Genomic DNA, 14816 nt, shown 5'->3' with positions numbered 1-14816 from the left:
CACGCGCAACGTGACCGACACAAAAAAAATCGTGGTGCTCCTCAAGGGCTATCCGCGCCTGTCCGAGACTTTCATCGCCCAGGAACTTCTGGGGCTTGAAAAGGCTGGCCTTAAGCTGGAACTCATGTCCATGCGCCGCCCGACGGATAAAAAACGCCACCCCGTTCACGATGAAATCCGCGCACCCGTGACCTACCTGCCGGAATATCTGCATGACGAGCCCATCCGCGTGCTGAAGGCCCTGTGGGCATGCCGCAAAAAGCCAGGCTTCACCAAGGCGCTGCGTCGGTTTTTCAGCGATCTGCCGCATGATCTCAGCCGCAACCGCTTCCGCCGTTTCGGGCAGGCGGCCGTGCTGGCGCACGAATGGCCTGTAGATGCCGGGTGGCTGCATGTCCACTTCATCCACACACCCGCGTCGGTCGCCGCCTATACACATCTTATCACCGGCACGCCCTGGACGATTTCGGCTCACGCCAAGGATATCTGGACCTCCAGCGACCGGGACCTTGCCGCAAAGCTGGAAAGCGCCCGCTGGGCCGTGACCTGCACCGCAAGCGGCTTTCAGCATCTTCGCACCCTTTCCGGCGTCAAACAGAATGTGCATTTGAGCTATCACGGTCTTGATCTCACCCGCTTCCCGCATTTCGACACGCCGCGTCCGCAAAGAGATGGATCGGACGCTCATGATCCGGTCAGGATTTTGAGTGTTGGACGGGCCGTCAAGAAAAAGGGCATAGATATTCTGTTGCAGGCTTTGGCCTCGCTTCCACAGGACATCCATTGGCGTTTCACCCATATCGGTGGCGGAGACGAACTTGCCGGGTTGAAAAAACTCGCCGACGAGCTTGGCATCGCCGACAGGATCGTCTGGACCGGCGCCATGGACCAGAAACAGGTGCTGGAGAATTACCGCGAGGCCGACCTCTTCGCCCTTGCCTGCCGCATCACCAGCGATGGTGACCGAGACGGTCTTCCCAATGTGCTGGTCGAGGCCGCCAGCCAGGCGCTGACCTGCATTTCCACCAATATATCAGGCATTCCGGAATTCTTCGTGGACGGTGAAAACGGCCTGCTGACGGAGCCCGAAAATCCGGTTGCCTTCGCCGAGGCTCTGCGCACGGCGATTACCGATCCACAATTGCGTGAGCGTCTGGGTAGTGCGGCGGAAAACCGTGTGCGAACCGCCTTCGACAACCGCACCAGCATTGCCGAGTTGAAGACGCTGTTCGAAACCGAGTGGGAAAAAACGCCATGACCGATACGGAAAAGCGCCCTTCCGTTTTCTTCTACGTCCAACACCTTCTGGGTATCGGCCATATCGCCCGCGCCAGCCGCGTTGCCAATGCCCTTCAGGCAGATGGTTTCGATGTCGTTCTGGTGACAGGTGGCACCCCGGTTCCCGGCTTTCCGGGCGAAGGCATCCGCCATGTCGAATTGCCGCCGATCGCCGTCAGCGACGGCAGCTTTTCCGGCCTTGTCGATAGTTCCGGCAAACCGGTCGATGACGACTTCAAGAAGCTTCGAACGGATATGCTGATCGGCGCCTATCACGGCGCAAAGCCGGATATCGTCATCATAGAGGCCTTCCCCTTCGGCCGCAGGCAGGTGCGTTTCGAATTGCTGCCGCTTCTGCACGAGATCGAGGACAGTGAACCACGCCCGCTCGTCATGACGTCGCTGCGCGATATTCTGCAGGAAAAAACCAAACCCGGCCGGGACGAAGAAACCGTGTCGCTGGTGAAGAAACATTTCGACGCGGTGCTGGTCCACGGAGATCCGGATTTCGTCCGGCTGGAGGAGACCTTTCCCCTTGCCGGCGAAATCAGCCAGCGCGTTGTCTATACCGGCCTCGTCGCGCCGCTGCCACCGCCGGAACCGGCGGAAAAATTCGATATCGTCGTTTCCGCTGGCGGAGGTGCCGTTGGTGCAGCCCTTATCCGGGCCGCACTTGAGGCATCGCCTCTGCTGGAAGAGATCAAAAGCTGGTGCCTCATAACCGGCCCCAACATGCCGCAGGCAGATTTCGATGCGATCTCGGCGCAGGCGCCCGAAAATGTGTCCATCTTCCGCTTCCGCAAGGATTTCGCAAGCCTGCTTGCCGGCGCGCGGCTTTCGGTTTCGCAGGCCGGTTACAACACCGTCTGCGATATTCTACAGGCAAAATGCCGCTCGCTTCTGATCCCGTTTGCGGCCGATGGCGAAACGGAACAGAGCGCCCGCGCCGAACGGCTGGCGCGGCTGGGACTGGCACAGGTTCTGGAAGAGAAGGAAATCTCTGCGCAATCCATGGCCGATGCCATCAGGGCGGCATTGGCCCTGCCGGGACCGGACGTGATCCACCTCGATCTCGATGGCGCCGCAGGAACGGCTAGAGCTTTGCGCCGCCTTTTTGATGAGCGGTGAGGATCGCCTTTAACTCTCGAACGGCCTCTTCATCCGTGCCCTTGCGCCCTGCGCCGGTGAAACCGAGTTTCGCCACCCGGCTTTCCGGATCGTAAAACGGAATGGCGGAACAGGATGCGTGGATCTCCGTAATGGGAAAGCGGTCCAGCAATGTCTGCACGACTGGTGGACGCACCCCGGCCCCCGGCATGATGACAATTCGTCCGGCGGCAAGCTCGGATAATCGGGCCAAGGTCTCGATGCCCTCAAGCGCCGAACGCGCGCCCCCGGAGGTCAGAATTCTCGGGAAACCCAGCGCGATAGCGGCCTCCAAGGCTTCATCCATGTCGGGAACAACGTCGATCGCCCGGTGCAGCGTCATATCGAGCCCGTTGGCGTGGCGGCACAGCTCTTCGAGCAGGGGAATATCGAGCGAGCCATCGCCAAGCGAGGCACCGAGCACCACGCCGGAAAGCCCCGCCGCGCGCGCCGCATCGATATCGCGTTTCATCACATCGGCTTCGTCGCGCGTGAACACGAAATCCCCGGCGCGCGGCCTGATCATCACGCTCACCGGCAGGGCGTAGGCCGCCGCCCGGTGCATGAAACCCGCAGACGGCGTCACACCGCCACCGGACAATGCCGCGCAAAGTTCTATTCGGTCGGCCCCACCCCTGACCGCCGCTTCCAGACCGGCCACGTCGTCCACGCAAATCTCGAGAATCATCGTAACCTCTTTCTTTTGAATGTGCCGTGTTTTCGCGCCGGCTAATCCGAAAACCGCCCACACTTTTCGGTCCGACGCTCTACCTGCGGCGGCCCTTCCCATCAAGCGCGTAGAGCATGTAAACGCCGCCGAGACCTACAACCGCTCCCAGGATTGAAGTGCCTGAATAGCTCGTGACGAGCGTGCCGACGGCAAAAATCAGCGCACCCAAACCCGCGCCGAGGAAGATGTTGACGGCAATCAGCGAGCTTCCAAGCCCCGGCCGATCCGCAATCAGTTCCTGCAGATAGGTGATCGGGATACTGATGATGGCGGCTGCGCCGAGCGCGCTGATCAAGGTCTGCGCATAGATATGCCAAGGTGCCGTCGCGAGACCCTGCAGGATGAGGTAGATGGCATAAAGCCCCGCTCCCGCCGCAAGGGTCAGCGTTTGCCGCACCTTCTTTTCGATCCAGCCCCACAGCAGAATGAAGACGATTTCCAGCGCGGCAACGATGCCAGCGACGATACCGATATCCGCGACCGTTCCCTTTGCCTGACCCGTTATGATGAGCGAGCGGATGGAATCATTGAGATGCAGCATCGAGCAGATGAGCGCGATGGCGATGATCCGCAGCAGCACCCGTCGCTCCCCGATTTCCGCAAGTGAAGCGCGGACGCCGAAACGTGCTTGCGTGTTCACCGATGTCGGCGTCGCCGTGCGCGGCAGGCAGAAGGCGACAAGCAGAAAGCAGATAAGCGCGCAAATGCCTGAGAACAGGAAAGCCATCAGCATATTGCCGGAGTTTACCAGAAAAATACCGACGATACCCGGCACCAGCACCCATGAAAGCGAAATCGTGGCCCGCATGATCGAATTCACCGCGATCATGTCGCCCGTCGAAAGATTGCGGGCATCGGCGCGCACATGCGCGAAAATCAGAGAGTTCATCGCCCCGAAAATCGGCAGGAGCAGCAGCTTTGCGGTCACGAAGGCGGTGGCATTACCAACGAGATAAACCAGCAGATAGCCGCTGACGCCGAAAAGCGCGATCAGCAGCATGGGTTTGCGATATTCGCCGAGCCGGTCTGCAACGATGCCCATCAGCACGCTGGCGCTGACATTGATGATGGCGGCAAACAGCATCAGCAGGGAATAGACGGTGTTGCTGAGCCCGATTTCGCGAATGCCGATCACCGCCTGATAGGGGGCGGTGGCGGCATTCGAAAATCCGAAGAACAGGATGGCGAGCGCCCCGATGCGGATCGACGGATTGTTGAAAACGATGGAAAGAGCCGACGGCATGAAGGTTCGCCTGAGATGATCCGGCACGGCCGGATCGCTGAATGAAATGCTATCGAACCGCTGTCATCACCAGCGGGCCGAAAGGATGGGTTTCGGGATATAGTTGAAATGCGGTTTCCATGGGTAAAAATCGCCATCCCGGCGGCGATTGGGGAGGTTTTCGATATCCTGATTGATAACCCCCTCCGTCAACGCCATGAGATTGGGATTGGCGATGGGCGCAAGCTCCGGCGAAAGATAACCTGACTTGACGACCAGCAGCCTTACCGCCTTCGGATCGAAGCCCAGACGGGTGAAATCCGCGATCATGTGATAAGGCCTGCGCCTTGCAGCCAGAATGACGGTAATGCCATCGATGACGACTACCGCCTGCCGCTGATCGGAAGCACCTGGATCGTCCAGTTTCAGGACCTTGGCTTCGACAGTGATGGAAGGGCTTTCGGGATCGAGACTGCCGCCGATCTTCAGGGAAAGCGCCGCGCCCTCGCCCGCCGCAAAACAGGCCTCGACCGCCGGCTTGTCGGTGATGCCGCCGATCAACGCGCCCTGCCAATTGCGCGAAATCAACGCCGCCAGAACATCGGCCCGATCGCCCACCCCGCCGCCGGTCGGATTGTCGCCGGAATCCGCCAGAATGATCGGCCCGGTTGTTGTTTTTTCCGCAATATCCATGATGACCTCGAGCGGTTCGGTCACGGGACCGAAACGGAAATCCTGTCGGGCATTCCAGTAGGATTGCGCAATCTCCGAGGCGACCGCCTGCGCGGCATCTTTGTCCGTCCCGGTCACGACAGCGCAGGCCGTCGCCCTTGGTTCATCGGCCCAGACGTAGCCGATCATGAAATTCGCATCCCAAATGCCGGGCCGCGCGTCGTAGTCCGGCAAGACGGCATAGAGGCTTTTGGCCGGTTCATCTTCCGTGGAGGTTTTTTCACCCGGCAGGAGAACGGGGATTTTCGCCCATGCCACACCGGGCTTCTCGCCAGTTTTCAGAGCCTTGATGAGCATCGTCCACGCCCGCACCATCGTCTCGCGCACATCGATATGCGGCGCAGTTCGGTAGCCGGCGAAAATATCCAATTGGTCGATGATCGACTGGCTGACATTGCCGTGCAGGTCGTAGCTGGCGGAAATGATCACATCCGGTCCGACTACGGCGCGGGCGCTGGAAATCCAGTCCCCTTCCGCATCGTCCATTCCCTCGACATTCATCGCGCCATGCATGGCGAGATAAAGCCCGTCGAGCGGCAGGCAAGCCTTGAGACGCTCCAAGAATTCCTGCTTGAACGCATCATAGGCCGCGCGCGACACCGGGCCACCCGGCACCGCCCGCGCATGCAGAAGCGGCAACACTTCCGCTCCACCTTCGCCGAGGAAATTGAAATACTCTGCTTCCAGCAACTCCGCGCCGCGAAAGACGCGAAAATCTTCCTGACGCATCAGCACCGGCGAATAGGTGCTGCATTCGGTATGAATTCCACCAACGGCAATACGCATCTCGCCTTCCTCTCAATAGACCGGGCTCAAGCGGACGATGGCGGAGAAACGCAGCCAGTCCTTCTGCGCTTTCGGCGTCCACGCCGCCTCGGCAATGGCGGGCAGTCTCGGGAAAACCAGATGGTTGAAATAGGCGCGATTGAGGAAATGCTCGGACCAGATGCAGGCCTGAACGCCTTTCATTCGCTCCTTCAATTCCTCGGGGAACTCACCGACTGCCTCGTAAGCATATGTATGCGACGGCGGAACGGTGCCGGCCCAGCTTGCGCCCGGCTCCTGCCAGGCTTCATCCTGCACCATGTCGAGATAATAGGCCTGTCCCGGCGTCATCACGACGTCATAGCCCTGCTTTGCAAGCTCCAGGCCAACTTCCGGCTTCTGCCAGGCCATCAGCAATGTTCCCGAGGGATCGACGCCGCCGCCATGCGAAACTTCATCCCAGCCGGCAAGCTGGCGGCCGCGCTCATGCAGCATCCCCTGAATACGTTTCATGAAATAGGACTGGATACCGAATGTGCCGTCGAGGCCTTCCTTTTCCATCAACGACTTGGCAAGCGGCGAGGCAAGCCAGGAGCCATCTGCTACCTCGTCGCCGCCGATATGAATCAGCCGCGAGGGGAAAAGCTCCACCATCTCGTCGAATATCTTGCCAAGGAATTCATAGGTCGGCTCGATGGCGGGATTGAGCGCATTGTTGGGATAGCCCTGTACGGAGCGATAGCTGTCCGGCGCTTCCTGCCCATCCGTCAGCTCCGGATAGGCAACGAGAGCTGCCGTGCTGTGGCCGGGAATATCGACCTCCGGCACGATTTCGATGTTCAGTGCCGCCGCATGCGCGACGACCATGCGAACATCATCCTGCGAGTAATAACCGGAAACCGGCTCAGCCCCATTGCCGAGCTGCGGCAGAAGCGGCGCATCCGGGCCGCGCGTCGCGCCGACTGTCGTCAGCAGCGGGTAAGCCTTGATTTCGAGACGCCAAGCCTCGTCATCCGTCAGGTGCCAATGGAACCGGTTCATGCGCAGCCATGCAAGAATGTCTATCAGCCGCACGACATCACCGGTCGGATAGAATTGTCGCGAGACATCCAGATGGCAACCGCGCCAGCTGTAACGCGGCGCATCGGCGATGGTGCCGGAAACCGGGAAACGGAATTTGGTATCGGTGCGCGCGCCGTGCAGCAATTGCGCAAGCACAGTCAGGCCGTATTGCAGACCTGCAGTGGCCGAATATTCCACGACGACGGCGTCATCAGAGAAAGACAGGCGATAACCCTCAGCTTCCAGACCGCTATGTTGCTTGAAACGAAGCGGCTTGCCCTCATGAACAGGCGCGAGGCTGAAAGGCACGTGACCAACGGCAAAAAGCCTGCGGAACAGCGACGAAACAGTTTCCACCGCAAGCACTTCTTCCTTGCCTGCCTCCTCCGTCGGGAAGAGCGCGACGGGGAAATCTTCGCCCGGCGCGGCATCGATTTCTGCAGGCCAGGGCTGGATGGCGAAGGGCAGATCGAGCTTTCCTTCGGGAAGCAGGGCTGGCGCCGGCTCGCTATGGCGCCCGTCAAGCATCAGGTCAGCGACATCAACCGCGCGATGTGTGCCGTCGGCAAGGCTGATATAGGCGGATTTCGCACCGTCTGTGCGATGGCGGGCAGGCCTGAGCAGGCCGTCAACGGTAAAACGCCACGATTTCCCGGCTTCGAGCACGAAACCCGTTGGCGGCGCAAATTCATGGAAATTGGCATTGCGGCGCAGATAGACGGCGTTGCCGCAAACGGGCTTGTCGATGGTCCGCGTCAGCGACGTATAGACGATCCGGAAATCCTTCACCGCCTCGCTGGAAAGATTGAACAGGGTGAAGGTGAAGCCACCCGATGCGGAATCTTCGAGCGGATGCCATGAGTTTTCGAGACGAAATTGTGCGAGCGCCATGATGCTCCCCTTTATTGTGCTTCAAGCCCGAGAGGACTTCGGTCAGTAGTGTTCGGATTGTGAGAAAGTGCGGGCGAGCGGCGCCTGCCCTGCCGTCAGGCCGCAATCCACCGGCAGGCACACGCCGCTGATGGCCGCTGCCTGTGGCCCGGCTAGAAAAGCGACGGCGTTGGCGACATCCTCGGGCCTCACGATGCGCTGCAACGGATACCAGTGCTTCGCTTCCTCGAAGACCTGAGGATTGACTGCCGCCCGCGCTTCCCAAGCCTGCGTGCGCACGGTTCCTGGAGCAACAGCATTGGAACGGATGCCGAATTTTCCATATTCGACAGCGATCAGCTTCGTCAGATGGATCAAGCCTGCCTTTGCCGCGCTATAGGCGGGATGGCCGAACACAGCCATGCCGTTGACGGAGGTGATATTGATGACAGACCCTTGCGTGCGCTTAAGCGCGTCCTCGAAAGCCCTGAAGCAGAGAAACGGTGCTTCCAAGTTAAGGGCATTGTCCTTGCGCCATATCTCTGCGGTCGTGTCGTGCAGGCTGACGGCCCTTGCAGCACCAGCATTGTTGACGAGGGTCGCGACATCACCCAGCTCCGCAACCTCCAAGGCCAGCCTTGCAAGATCCTGCGGATCGGTGACGTCGCAGGTTTTCGAAACGAAGGCGGAACCGGAAAGCAGGGAAAGCGCATTGGAAAGGGCGTCGGGATCGATATCCACCAACACCACCTTCGCGTGGCTTTCAGAAAGCGCCGCGGCAATTGCCCGGCCGATGTCGCCCGCCGCGCCCGTTACGACGGCGACCTGGTCTTTCCTGTCCTGCATGTCATGCTACTCCTTCGAAGCTTTCCAGAGCGGGTTTTGAGGTCAAGCCGCTCTACATCTTTGTTTTTATGCATTTTCCGGGCGTGAAACCGCTACGCGGCTCACTGGAAATGCTCTAGTCACCCAGCAATTGCCGGTCGTCCGGATCACGATGCTCCACAAGCTGCTGCTTGATGTGCCGCAGGGTCACCATCGACCGCTGCCGGTGGTGATAGGCAGCTAGCGTCGCCAGAACATCAACCGCCGCCAGATAGGCATAACGCGATGATGTTGGGCGGAAGATATTGTTTCCCTCAGGCACGTTGACGGCCACCACCATATCGGCGGCCAAGGCGACGGGCGTATCGCTCTGGGTCAGCGCGATGGTGGTAACCCCCATTTCCCGCGCCAGCCTGAAGCACTTCACCAATTCCATGTTGCGGCCGGAAAAGGAGGATCCGATGATGACGTCTTCCTTCCGCGCAGCGGCAGTCATCATCAATTGCATGCTGTGATCGGCGCTGGTCGAAACGCGCAGGCCAAGGCGAAACAGCCGGTTCTGAATTTCCGAGGCGATCATCGAGGAATTACCACCGGCTCCAAACGCGTAGATCATGCCGCTATTGGCAATCCGGACGGCCGCTTCGTCGGCCAGGGCGGGATCGAGCGTCTTGTGCAGCAGGAAAAGCGCCTCCTGCGCCTTGGCAAGCACTTCCTCGGCGACGTCCGACGGGCCCGTGCTTGTCGGTTCCGAGGTGAGGTAGCGGATGCCGACATAAGCGGTCTTGGCAAGGCTGACCTTGAAATCCGAAAAGCTCTGGCACCCCAGACGGCGGCAGAACCGCGTCACAGTTGGCGGGGAAACCTCGGCGCGGGCGGCAAGCTCGATGATCGATGCATTGACCGCAAACTCGAAGTCCGAAACCAGAATATCGGCGATCCGCCGCTCCGATTGCGAGAACTGTCCCCTGTCGTCTTGAATCTTTGCGAAAATATCCATGCTCACCGGTCTCCGTTCCGCCAAAACTTAAGGCTTGGCCCCGTTTCCGATGCACCCTAATCCGAGACGCCCGTCAACCGTACACACCCATGAATCGACCATGTTTCGCCCCGTTGACGACACGCCGGACACCTTTGATTTGAAAATTATTTTCTCTGTTGATTGCGAGATGAGCATATGCCAACAATCTTCGCCAGAGAAATATCCAAATCTTGAAAATAATTTCAACAACGGACCTAAATCATGCGCGACCCATTCAAAAACCCTTTTCCCGAAACAGACGTCGCCCGCCACTCCATCTGGGACATGCTGGTAACGCGGGATATCGACGCCTTCCTCACTGCCGACTGGTCGAAAGTCGCGGATGATTTCGTAAAGGACGGCTTTCTCGGCATCAACGCCAACCGGGATGCAAACCCGGACAACTGGCGCCTGTCCTTCCCCTCGCTTGACGCCTATCGCGACGAATGGCTGCGACAGGCGCAGGATTTCCAGACCCAGCAATTCGCTGAAGACCCGCGCAATGCGATCTTCACCACCACCACGCTGGAAGAAATCGAAGTGGAAGGTGAGACCGCGCTGGTTCGCAAGAAGTTCGACGGCGGGCTTCGCAAGGCCGATGGCAGCTTCGACGTCATGAAATGGCAGACGCTCTATTATTGCCGACTGCATGAGGGCCGCTGGAAAATCAGCGGTTTCACCGGATACATGCCCAATCCCATGCCGTGATCCAGCGGACCTGCCAGACCGTTTTGAACGCCGGGCCGAAAGCCCGGCGTTGCTTTTTCGTCTGCAGGACGAAGACCGCTGAAAACCGATAGCGTCGCAGAAAACCGGGCATGGCGAGACAGATTTCATGGCCCGGTTCCCGCCCTTTATTGTATCAGTTTGAGGACAGAAAGGTCGACACGCCGTTCGAGCGATGTGCCGCTTTCATCAAACAGATGGCAATCCGACGCCTTGATACCGGTGACGATGGTTTCATCGACGACAACAGGCGCAGAACCGGAAAGAAGCGCGCAATAATTTTCACCCGTGGGCGCGACGCCATAAGCGATCGTATTCACACCCAGCCGCTCGATAACGCTGGGCGCGACCTTGATATTCAGGTCGGCCGTTTCGAGACTGGTGTGTTCCGGGCGAATGCCGAGCGTCAGTTGCGTGCCTTCAAGACCGGCGCGCGGCTCCACCGGCACGGTGATTGTCTGGCCCTCATACTCCACGGTCACACCATCGGCGCTGACGGATTTGCAGGTGACCTTCAGGAAATTCATTTTCGGATTGCCGATGAAACCGGCGACGAACAGGTTTGCGGGCTTGTGGTAAAGTTCCAGCGGCGCGCCGACCTGGGAGATTTCGCCCGCATTCAGCACCACGATGCGGTCGGCCATGGTCATGGCTTCCACCTGGTCATGCGTCACGTAGATCATCGTCGCCTTCAGCGTCCGATGCAGATTGGTGAGCTCGATACGCATGTCGGCGCGAAGTGCGGCGTCAAGGTTGGAAAGCGGCTCGTCGAACAGGAATATCTTCGGCTCGCGAACGATGGCGCGGCCGATCGCTACACGCTGGCGCTGGCCGCCGGACAACATGCCGGGACGCTGCTGCAGGCGCTGGTCGAGTTGCAGGATCTTCGCGACGGCCTCGACCTTTTCCTTGATCTTGCCCTCTTCCATCTTTTCGACACGGAGGGGAAAAGCGATGTTTTCAAAAACTGTCATATGCGGATAGAGCGCATAGGACTGGAACACCATGGCGATGCCGCGTCTAACCGGCGGCAAGTCATTGACCTTCACGCCGTTGATGACGATGTCGCCGGCGGAAATATCCTCAAGGCCGGCGATCATGCGCAGCAATGTGGATTTACCGCATCCCGAGGGACCGACAAAAACGACGAACTCGCCATCCCTGATGTCGAGCTGAACGCCCTTGATGACTTCGAAATGTCCATAGTTCTTGCGGACGTTGTTGAGATAAAGCTGACCCAAAACTTGCCTCTCCCGTCACCAGCCGACATCAGGCTGCGTTCAGAGACGTTCCGCGACACGGAAAAATCGCGCCTTATCGGAACCGTTAAAACACACGAGAAGCTCCTGCCGTCATAGCGGCGGGTATTCTCGCAACGAATTATGAGGTTGCGGGCGACCTGCGCCCGCAACCGTATAAATGTGGATTACTTGTACTGCTCGAGAGCGGCAGAGGCCTTCTTTGCGGCATCTTCCGGTGTCGCCTTGCCGGTAACGACAGACTGCACCATCTCAATCATCGTGTCCTGGAAGCCCTTGTAGTCAGTGAAGAGCGGCTCGGGACCGCCATAGGCGATACCGTCGATCAGCGGCTTCCAGAAGGGGTCCTTGGCGATGAACTCATCAACCTTCGGCGACGGACGAAGCGGGGTCAGGCCAGCGCCGCCCTGCAGTTCGTATTCGCCCTGCGGGCCGGGAGAGGTGATGAACTTGGCGAATTCGGTCGCCTTTTCTTCGACACCGGTTCCCTTGAAGATTGCGAGGCTGTCGGTGATGAGCAGCGTGCCGGGACCCTTGGCTTCAGGGCCGAGCGGCAGGGTTGCGATACCCCAGTTGATCTTGGTTTCCTGCAGGCGGGTTGCAGCACCCGATCCCGCCTGGATCATGCCAACCTTGCCATCGAGGAAGATGGCGCGGATTTCGTTCTGCTCGTAGGCCGTCGGACCCTCGACGGAGTAAGGCGTGATGTCCTTGTAGGCCTTCAGAGCTGCAAGAACCTGCGGGCTGTCGACGGTGATCTTGTCGCCGTCGATGACCTTGCCGTTATTGGTGTAAACCCAGTGCATGAACTGGTGCATGGTGTTGTCGAAGGTCTTGGCGGGCAGACCATAACCGGCGACGCCGGTCTTTTCCTTGATCTGCTTGGCAAAGGCGATCTCTTCAGCCCAGGTCTTCGGCGGCACTTCCGGATCGAGACCGGCCTGCTTGAAGAGGTCCTTGTTCCAATAGAGCGCCTTGGTCGAGAAGGCGACGGGCACGCCCCACTGCGTATCCTCGAAGGTAACCGTGTCGACGATGTTAGGATAATAGGTCTTCTTTTCGTCTTCGGTCATCGGCACCGGAACGATGAGGTCGTTCTGTGCGAACTGCTTCAGCGTGCGCGAACCGACATAGGCCATGGCGACCGGAGTGCCGGCGGCTGCGAGCGTGGTTGCCTTGTCCTGGCACTGCGCCCAGCCGACGACTTCAGGAACGACCTTCCAGCCGGCATTCTTGCCTTCCCATTCCTTGATGTATTTTTCATGGATGGGGTCCATCTTGTCGCCGCAATAGATCCAGCTGATCTCCTTGTCGGCGGCGTGTGCCGCCACCGTGCCAAGGGCAGTGGAACCGGCAAATGCGAAGGCGCAAAGCGCCAATCCGTAATGTTTCAGTGCCATAGATAGTCTCCCGTTTTCTGGTGGTCGTTCCTATTGTTGATTATTTCACCGCGCCGGCGGTAAGCCCGCTGACGAGATAGCGTTGCATGAAGAAGATGACGACCATGGCCGGCGCAATGCCGACGAAGCTGGCCGCCATCAACTCATTCCAGACGACTTCCTGACGACCGAAATAGGCAAACAGGCCGATGGGCAGCGGCATATATTCGGTCTTGGAATTGAAGGTGAGCGCGAAGATGAACTGCTGCGCATAAGCACCGATGAAGGTGGTGATGGACACGACGGCGATGCCAGGCATCGCAAGCGGCAGGATCACCCGGCGGAAGGTATAGAAATAGCTCGCGCCGTCCACATAGGCCGCCTCTTCCAGTTCGCGCGGAATACGCAGCATGTAGGTTCGCAAAAGCCAGATGGCAGTGGGGATCAAAAAGGCGGCGCCGGGAATGATCATCGCCAGATAGGTGTTCAGGACGCCCATATTGCGCATCAGCCGGTAAAGCGGGATCAGAAGCACCGCACCGGAGAACATGTTGATCGCCAGAAACGCGCCGAGCAATTGCCCGCGACCGCGAAACTGGAACCGCGCGAAAGCATAGGACGCCGGCACCACCAGAAGCAGAACGATGATCGTCGATATCGTCGAGATGAAGAAGGAGTTGAAGACGTAGCGGGCAAAGCCGGGAACGCTGACCCACATGGTCCGGTAAGCTTCGAAGGAGCCGTTTTCCGGCCAAAACTTATACGGTGACGAAAAAAGCAGGCTGAGCGGTTTCAGCGAAACCAGAAACCCTTCGACAAACGGCGCCAGCACGAAGGTCAGGAATACGGCGATGCCGCAATAAATCCCGACGATCTCATACCATCTGTAACGGTTGATCATCGCATTTTTGTCGGTCATCGGCTGGTCTCCTGCGAGATACGGCTGGTGATGCGGAAGTAGAAGTAGGTGAATATGGACAGGAAGATGCAGATCAGCACTGCACGCGCTGCGCCCTCACCGTATTTGTAGGAACCGATCGCCGTCTTGTAGGTGTCGATGATCATGGTCGTCGTCTGGCCCGTCGGTCCGCCCTGTGTCAGGATCCAGATGATGTCGAAGGAATTGAAGGTCGAAATCAGCGAGATCATCGACATGGTAATCATGGCCGGCAGCATCAGCGGCAACGTGATGCGGCGGAAGCGGTAAGTGCGGCTGGCGCCGTCGGTCCAGGCTGCCTCGTAAAGATCCTGCGGAATGGCCTGAATTGCCGCCAGCAGATAAAGCGTCACCATCGGCACGCCGATCCATACGTCGGTGATGATGGTCGCCCAGAAAGCCGTGCTGCCATAGGCGAGGAAGGCGACTGGACCGTCCACCAGGCCAAGGTTCTGGAGAACACCGGAAATCATGCCGAACTGGCCGTTATACATCCAGCCCCACATGAAGATGCCGATAGCCATCGGCACGATCCATGGCGGCATCGTCAGGATGCGAAACAGGGCCCGACCGGGAACGGCCGAATTCAGCAACACCGCACCGAAGGTGCCGATGATCATCTTTATCGAGACGGAAAAGAACGTCCAGATAAAGGTCCGCGTGATGACCCCGGCGAAAGTCTCGTTGAAGATCTTCTCGTAATTGATGAAACCCACCCAGTTCGTCGTCTTTTTCAACGACGCGTCCGTGAAGGACAGGATGAAGGTATCGACGAGCGGATAAGCAACAATAACAGTGATGTATAAAAGCGCCGGCAAAAGAAGAAGCCAGGCAAAGATGACCGCGCTGCGTTTCGCATCCATC

Annotated in this window: 13 protein-coding genes; 3 read left to right on the top strand and 10 right to left on the bottom strand. The window is 58.9% G+C overall.

All coding sequences use genetic code 11. From position 1 onward, the window contains the following. The first annotated feature begins 10 nt into the window (after positions 1-10). Positions 11-1258 carry a glycosyltransferase family 4 protein gene (locus FB593_RS16410; RefSeq protein WP_013636859.1) on the top strand — a complete coding sequence of 416 codons (1248 nt, stop codon included), beginning with the start codon at positions 11-13 and terminating at the stop codon, positions 1256-1258. Continuing rightward, complete coding sequence (locus tag FB593_RS16405; RefSeq protein ID WP_111782602.1) at positions 1255-2406, top strand: glycosyltransferase family protein; 1152 nt, start codon at positions 1255-1257, stop codon at positions 2404-2406. The genes FB593_RS16410 and FB593_RS16405 overlap by 4 nt, the downstream gene beginning before the upstream one ends. Here FB593_RS16405 and FB593_RS16400 read toward each other — a convergent pair. The 6 genes from FB593_RS16400 to FB593_RS16375 form a co-directional block, all read right to left on the bottom strand. Next, a complete protein-coding gene (locus FB593_RS16400; RefSeq protein WP_111782601.1) occupies positions 2372-3112 on the bottom strand; it encodes a copper homeostasis protein CutC in 741 nt (246 codons plus the stop codon). The two genes, FB593_RS16405 and FB593_RS16400, sit on opposite strands and share 35 nt — an antisense overlap. A gap of 79 nt (positions 3113-3191) precedes the next feature. Continuing rightward, positions 3192-4397, bottom strand: coding sequence for an MFS transporter (locus FB593_RS16395; RefSeq protein ID WP_113473873.1), 1206 nt, complete (start codon positions 4395-4397; stop codon positions 3192-3194). A gap of 66 nt (positions 4398-4463) precedes the next feature. Continuing rightward, positions 4464-5894 carry a M81 family metallopeptidase gene (locus tag FB593_RS16390; RefSeq protein ID WP_065659916.1) on the bottom strand — a complete coding sequence of 477 codons (1431 nt, stop codon included), beginning with the start codon at positions 5892-5894 and terminating at the stop codon, positions 4464-4466. 12 nt (positions 5895-5906) lie between these two features. After that, positions 5907-7826 carry a beta-N-acetylhexosaminidase gene (locus FB593_RS16385; protein ID WP_145166751.1) on the bottom strand — a complete coding sequence of 640 codons (1920 nt, stop codon included), beginning with the start codon at positions 7824-7826 and terminating at the stop codon, positions 5907-5909. Between the two features lie 42 nt (positions 7827-7868). Then, a complete protein-coding gene (locus FB593_RS16380; RefSeq protein ID WP_003516784.1) occupies positions 7869-8651 on the bottom strand; it encodes an SDR family oxidoreductase in 783 nt (260 codons plus the stop codon). A 115-nt stretch (positions 8652-8766) separates the two neighbouring features. Next, positions 8767-9630: a MurR/RpiR family transcriptional regulator gene (locus FB593_RS16375; protein ID WP_003516783.1), complete on the bottom strand. Its 864-nt coding sequence runs from the start codon at positions 9628-9630 to the stop codon at positions 8767-8769. Between the two features lie 243 nt (positions 9631-9873). Here FB593_RS16375 and FB593_RS16370 point away from each other — a divergent pair, with 243 nt between their 5' ends. Then, a complete protein-coding gene (locus FB593_RS16370; RefSeq protein ID WP_013636865.1) occupies positions 9874-10359 on the top strand; it encodes a hypothetical protein in 486 nt (161 codons plus the stop codon). A gap of 146 nt (positions 10360-10505) precedes the next feature. Here the strand turns inward: FB593_RS16370 and FB593_RS16365 are convergent, their stop codons facing one another. The 4 genes from FB593_RS16365 to FB593_RS16350 all read right to left on the bottom strand — a co-directional run bounded on the left by FB593_RS16365 (position 10506) and on the right by FB593_RS16350 (position 14815). Beyond that, a complete protein-coding gene (locus FB593_RS16365) occupies positions 10506-11618 on the bottom strand; it encodes an ABC transporter ATP-binding protein (RefSeq protein WP_145166750.1) in 1113 nt (370 codons plus the stop codon). 185 nt (positions 11619-11803) lie between these two features. Further along, entirely contained in the window at positions 11804-13036 is a 1233-nt protein-coding gene (locus FB593_RS16360) for an extracellular solute-binding protein (RefSeq protein ID WP_003516773.1), read from the bottom strand. A 40-nt stretch (positions 13037-13076) separates the two neighbouring features. Then, a complete protein-coding gene (locus FB593_RS16355) occupies positions 13077-13934 on the bottom strand; it encodes a carbohydrate ABC transporter permease (RefSeq protein WP_003516772.1) in 858 nt (285 codons plus the stop codon). Then, on the bottom strand, positions 13931-14815 hold the full coding sequence (locus FB593_RS16350) for a carbohydrate ABC transporter permease (RefSeq protein ID WP_003516771.1): 885 nt from the start codon (positions 14813-14815) through the stop codon (positions 13931-13933). The genes FB593_RS16355 and FB593_RS16350 overlap by 4 nt, the downstream gene beginning before the upstream one ends. Position 14816: the final 1 nt, after the last annotated feature.

This window comes from Rhizobium sp. SJZ105 (assembly GCF_007828365.1).
GTDB lineage: Bacteria > Pseudomonadota > Alphaproteobacteria > Rhizobiales > Rhizobiaceae > Agrobacterium > Agrobacterium tumefaciens.
This window is presented reverse-complemented; position numbering and strand designations above follow the sequence as displayed.

Bases quoted from the DNA above. Each gene is read 5' to 3' on its own strand.
- FB593_RS16405 (WP_111782602.1), top strand. From the start codon at position 1,255: ATGACCGATACGGAAAAGCGCCCTTCCGTTTTCTTCTACGTCCAACAC.
- FB593_RS16400 (WP_111782601.1), bottom strand. From the start codon at position 3,112: ATGATTCTCGAGATTTGCGTGGACGACGTGGCCGGTCTGGAAGCGGCG.
- FB593_RS16395 (WP_113473873.1), bottom strand. From the start codon at position 4,397: ATGCCGTCGGCTCTTTCCATCGTTTTCAACAATCCGTCGATCCGCATC.
- FB593_RS16390 (WP_065659916.1), bottom strand. From the start codon at position 5,894: ATGCGTATTGCCGTTGGTGGAATTCATACCGAATGCAGCACCTATTCG.
- FB593_RS16385 (WP_145166751.1), bottom strand. From the start codon at position 7,826: ATGGCGCTCGCACAATTTCGTCTCGAAAACTCATGGCATCCGCTCGAA.
- FB593_RS16380 (WP_003516784.1), bottom strand. From the start codon at position 8,651: ATGCAGGACAGGAAAGACCAGGTCGCCGTCGTAACGGGCGCGGCGGGC.
- FB593_RS16375 (WP_003516783.1), bottom strand. From the start codon at position 9,630: ATGGATATTTTCGCAAAGATTCAAGACGACAGGGGACAGTTCTCGCAA.
- FB593_RS16370 (WP_013636865.1), top strand. From the start codon at position 9,874: ATGCGCGACCCATTCAAAAACCCTTTTCCCGAAACAGACGTCGCCCGC.
- FB593_RS16360 (WP_003516773.1), bottom strand. From the start codon at position 13,036: ATGGCACTGAAACATTACGGATTGGCGCTTTGCGCCTTCGCATTTGCC.
- FB593_RS16355 (WP_003516772.1), bottom strand. From the start codon at position 13,934: ATGACCGACAAAAATGCGATGATCAACCGTTACAGATGGTATGAGATC.
- FB593_RS16350 (WP_003516771.1), bottom strand. From the start codon at position 14,815: ATGGATGCGAAACGCAGCGCGGTCATCTTTGCCTGGCTTCTTCTTTTG.